This is a genomic window from Nostoc cf. edaphicum LEGE 07299 (genome assembly GCF_015207245.1).
Classification (GTDB): domain Bacteria; phylum Cyanobacteriota; class Cyanobacteriia; order Cyanobacteriales; family Nostocaceae; genus Nostoc; species Nostoc edaphicum_B.
In genome coordinates this window covers 1-4619 of sequence record NZ_JADEXF010000422.1, presented here as the reverse complement: position 1 = coordinate 4619, position 4619 = coordinate 1, and the positions used below count along the sequence as shown (strand labels likewise).

Sequence of the window (4619 nt, the reverse complement as noted above, 5' to 3'; positions counted from 1 at the left end):
TTATTGACCAATGCCCAATGCCCAATGCCCAATGACCAATGCCCAATGCCCAAATTACTACCTTTCCCAAAACTTGTAATTGAAACCACTGCCAGGAGCGCGGCGATAACGGCGACCGGCTTTTCTGATTTGCCGTTTGTTGATCCTTTCATTCGTTGATTCAACTTCTGTCTCTTCTGATTCTTCAACTTGCAACTGAGTTCTAGTTTCTTCCTTACTTCCCCACCAAGCAGTAATCCAGCCTCCAGCTAAAGCGCCTAATCCACCTAGTAAGATACTCATCGGTGCGGGATAGCCCAAATATACAAAGCCCAGCATGAAAAATAACCAGTATTTCAATCCTGTATCAACACCATCAGATGAGGCGACAGCTGGAGCCTGGGGACTATTATCAGTTAAATTTGCGATCCAGCTTAAGATGAAACCGCCCATGATTCCTAAGAAGATGCTCAGGGCTGGTGCGGAGCCAGTCATTATTAATATAAATGTTAAAAATGCCCCAAATAATAGTTGAGAAAAGAAGCTGGGAGAAATACTGAAAAGGTCGTTCTTTTTGTCTGCCATAAAATAAAAAGCTTATTTAACTAATTACTAATTCGTAATTTGTAATTAAATCGAAAATTACGAATTACGAATTACGAATTACGAATTACGAATTATTTTAATTGTGCCTGTTGTGGCTGAGTTGTATCCCAAATCTTTACATAAGGTTGTTCCTCTTCTGTGAAAGGTTCAGCTTGTTTGATTTGTGAGGCTAATAAATCGGCGGTGGCATCAGCAATATCACCAGTACGATTGTTCAAACGCTCTTTTAGCACTTCCAACGGTGCTGTGCATTGGATAATCTGAAGGGGAAGTTGATGTTTTGTAGCTTGTGCGATCGCTTCTTGCCGCAATTGCTGCTTATCATATTTGGCATCCAAAATCACCGAAAAACCTTGATTAGCTAGGATAATTCCCAATTCCAACAGCCGTGTGTAAGTTTTCTCGGTCATCTCAGGAGTATACAAATCATCGCCACCCTTTTCCCACAACGGAATTCCCCCTAAATGCTTCCGCACCGCATCAGAACGCAGGTGAATTGCTCCCTGTTGACGGGCTAAAGACCTTGCTGTGGTACTTTTACCAGAACCTGACAATCCCGACATTAAAATTAGTTGTCCCAGATTTGGTTTAGTGTACTCCCAAGCCTGTTTGTAATAGTCAGCAGCCGTTTTTGTCGCTTCTTCCTTTACCGTTGCGGGTACACTCGGATCATCTAGTAAAAATGATGTCACCTTCGCCCGGACATAAGCCTGACGACTTAAATACAAGGGCAACACCTGTAAACCTTCCCAGTCTCCAGTTTGCTCTATATAAGCATTCAAAAACGCATTACCCAAATCTTTACGCTGACGAGCTTCCAAATCCATCACCGTAAACGCCACATCGTACATCACATCGACAAAGCGAAACGGCTCATTAAACTCAATGCAATCGAACAACAAGATTTTATCGTGCCACAGGGCAATATTTCTCAGGTGTAAATCCCCGTGACATTCACGAATATAATCGTTGTGGATTCTGCTAGCAAATAATTCTGGACGTTCGGCAAAAAATTTATCTGTATATTGCTGTGTTTCTGTAAATTGCGCCTGAGTCTGAGGGCTACCAATATACTTCTCAGTTTGCTGATAATTCTCATCAAAGGCAGCCCGAACATTTGGCACTTCACCAAAAGTGCGAATGTAATCATTCGTCTGAGCTTCAGCATGGTATTGAGCCACCACCCGTCCCAACTCATCTAAGCGCGTCTCATTTAACTTACCTTCTTCAAAAAATGTGCTTAATAGCGACTCTTGAGGAAACTGGCGCATCTTCAGCACATATTCCACAGCCTCGGCTGTTCCCTCTAACTGGTATTGTTCCCCTACCAGAGTTATAGGCAAAACTTCTAAATATAATTCACCAGCACCCCGCTGATTTAACCGTAACTCTTCCTGACAAAAATGCTGCCGCTTATCTAAGGTGGAAAAGTCCAAAAAGCCAAAATTCACAGGTTTTTTCAGTTTATAAGCGTAATCTCCAGTTAACAGCACATAAGAAATGTGAGTTTGAATTAGTTGAATGGGTTCTGTTACCTTATGGGGATAAAATCCCGGCTGCAACATTTGCTGAATTAAAGCTGGAAGAGTCGCTTCTGTCATCTCTGTCCTCTGCGCTCTCTGCGCCTGTGCGGTTCAAATACAAAAAAACCAGGAGTTCCCCCCTGGATATCATCAAAAATTATTACACAGTTTACCTAGCTTAAGAAACTGCTTCAGTTTCAGTTTCTGTGCCAGCATCTTCAGCGCTAATTTGTGGTGGCAAAACGCTCACAACAAGTCGCTCTGATTCAGCAAGAGGTGTTACACCTTCAGGAAAGGGTATATCACTAATACTCAAGCTGTCTCCAATTTGCAGGTTAGAGACATCGATTTCGATTACATCTGGGATGTTTTCTGGCGCACAACTAACTTGCAATTCAGTAATTACGGTGTCTAACACACCACCCTCTTGTTTAACACCAACAGCAGATCCCACAAAACGCAGACGTACTTCTACAGTGGTGTCACCGTGGCCAGCAACCGCGAAAAAGCTGAGGTGATAAGGCGTACCTTTGGCTGGATGAATTTGAAGTTCCCGCAGCAAGGTTTTACCGCGCCAAGGTGCATCAGCAATATTCAACTCAATCAAGGTGTTGTTAACGGAAGCTCTTTTGAGCAAACGCTCAACAGTTTTAGCTTCAATGGTCAAAGAAATAGATTCTGTACCCTTATGACCATACAAATTGGCAGGTATCAATCCAGCACGGCGCAAAGCTCTTGGCTTGCTGCCTTCTGGACGTTTTTGAGATTCGACTGTAATAGCCATAAAAGTTGTCCTTTGTCAGTTGTCAGTTGTCCTTTGTCATTAAATCCTAGTACTCAGCACTCAGCACTCAGCACTCAGCACTCACTAAGCACTAAGTAGGGTAGCAGGTGTACCGTCAGGGTGCAATAAAGCGCGTTTGGGCCCGTGGATGGGGTCTTCTACGATTATCGTTTGATCGCGGCTGGCTCCTAATGAGACGATCGCGATCGGAACTTCCATCAATTCGGCTAAGAATTTGAGATAATCCAATGCAGCTTGTGGTAAGTCTTCTAGGGTGCGGCAGTGAGTTGTTGACACTTTCCACCCTGGTAAGGTTTTGTAGATGGGGCGACATCTAGCAAACTGACGAGAACTTGTGGGGAAGTGTTCGCTGCGTTGGCCATCTATGTCATAAGCGACACAAACTTGGATTTCCTCTAATTCATCAAGAACATCTAGTTTGGTCAGCGCCATACAATCCATGCCGTTAATCCGCACGGCATAGCGACCGATGACCGCATCAAACCAGCCACAGCGCCGTTTGCGTCCGGTGGTTGTGCCAAATTCGGCACCGCGATCGCACAACAATTCTCCCAACTCTCCATCCAATTCAGTCGGAAATGGCCCCTCTCCGACACGGGTTGTATAGGCTTTTGAGACCCCAATTACCCGGTCAATCATTGTCGGCCCTACCCCAGTACCAACGCAAGCCCCACCTGCGACAGGGTTAGAGGAGGTGACATAAGGATAAGTTCCGTGATCTAAGTCTAGGAGCGTACCTTGTGCGCCTTCAAACAAAATATTGCGTCGTCGTTGAATCGCATCGGATATTTTCAACGATGTATCAAGAACGTGAGGCCGCAAGCGTTCTGCATAGCCCAAATACTGCTCAATCACCTCTTGTGGATCTAGAGGTGGCAAGTTGTAAAGCTTTTCTAAAATGACGTTTTTATAATTAATCGTCCACTCCAGCTGCTCGCGCAGCCCATCCGGGTCCATCAAGTCTAAAACCCGAATGCCTGTCCGTTCAGATTTGTCAGCATAAGTCGGCCCAATGCCCCGACCTGTTGTGCCGATCTTATGGCTTCCCCGTCGTTCTTCAGATGCCTGGTCAATCAATCGATGATAAGGCATCGTTACGTGGGCTGTCTCAGATATCAGCAGGTGGTCAGTGGAAATATTTAACTCTTTTAGTTGGTCGAGTTCTGCGATCAAAATCTGTGGATCGATGACTGTTCCACAGCCGATAATGCAATCGGTATTTGGATACAAAATCCCAGAGGGAATCAAGTGCAGTTTAAAGGTCTGACCTTTAACTACAATCGTGTGTCCAGCATTGACACCCCCTTGGTAACGCACCACAACATCTGCGGAACGGCTGAGTAAGTCAGTTATTTTACCTTTTCCTTCATCGCCCCATTGGGCACCTATGACAATGACGTTAGCCAAGAGCTTATATTAAGAAGTAAAGTTTCCACAAACTACTATTGTTAACACATTGCTTGAATCATGTCAAGCTAATTTATAGAATTTAGCTATATTCAATTCACCACAACAGGTTTTCTTTTGGATTTATGGATAGTGTAGGGTTAATTAAAATTCCTAATAAAAGACGTTGCATTGCAAAGTCTCTGCAAATATTATGGATAGGCAAATTATCCGAGCCGAATTGCATTGGCGATACTACGGTTCAAAATGAATTTATATCAAAAATTAGCGGATTTATTTGTGACTGTCATGTATAAATC

General features: G+C 43.9%; 4 protein-coding genes. All 4 read right to left on the bottom strand.

The window, feature by feature from the left end:
• Nucleotides 1–57: 57 nt before the first annotated feature.
• The gene (locus IQ229_RS13940; RefSeq protein WP_194044631.1) at nucleotides 58–564 is read right to left on the bottom strand and encodes a hypothetical protein; all 507 of its coding nucleotides are present in this window, start codon (nucleotides 562–564) and stop codon (nucleotides 58–60) included.
• Nucleotides 565–656: 92 nt separating this feature from the next.
• Complete coding sequence (locus IQ229_RS13935) at nucleotides 657–2186, bottom strand: bifunctional aminoglycoside phosphotransferase/ATP-binding protein (protein ID WP_194044629.1); 1530 nt, start codon at nucleotides 2184–2186, stop codon at nucleotides 657–659.
• 100 nt (nucleotides 2187–2286) lie between these two features.
• On the bottom strand, nucleotides 2287–2892 hold the full coding sequence (locus IQ229_RS13930) for a 50S ribosomal protein L25/general stress protein Ctc (RefSeq protein WP_194044627.1): 606 nt from the start codon (nucleotides 2890–2892) through the stop codon (nucleotides 2287–2289).
• 84 nt (nucleotides 2893–2976) lie between these two features.
• Nucleotides 2977–4320 (bottom strand): adenylosuccinate synthase, encoded by a 1344-nt coding sequence (locus IQ229_RS13925; protein WP_194044625.1) that lies wholly within the window; start codon nucleotides 4318–4320, stop codon nucleotides 2977–2979.
• Nucleotides 4321–4619: the final 299 nt, after the last annotated feature.